The organism is Leucobacter japonicus, from assembly GCF_001273855.1.
In the GTDB taxonomy this organism is placed as follows: Bacteria; Actinomycetota; Actinomycetes; order Actinomycetales; family Microbacteriaceae; genus Leucobacter; species Leucobacter japonicus.
Window position 1 is genome coordinate 1 of the sequence record NZ_JHBX01000063.1, and the last position, 201, is coordinate 201.

Annotated in this window: 1 pseudogene; it reads left to right on the plus strand. The window is 61.7% G+C overall.

Going from position 1 to position 201, the window contains the following annotated elements:
- Positions 1–13: 13 nt before the first annotated feature.
- Positions 14–201: pseudogene (locus AMS67_RS00200) on the plus strand (alpha-mannosyltransferase); the annotation flags it as partial.

A 201-nucleotide genomic window follows, 5' to 3' on the forward strand; every position in this document is an offset into this window, starting at 1 on the left:
CGGTATACCTATAGTGGCGATCTATCAGACCGATATCCCCTCCTACGCGGGCCGCTACGGGCTGGGCAAACTCGAGTTTTACGGCTGGTACCGCGTGCGTCAGATTCACTCCCTCGCTGTGGCGACTTACGCACCCTCCACCTTCTCCCGCGACCAACTCGTCAGCCATGGCGTGCCCCGGGTAGACATCTGGGGACGTGG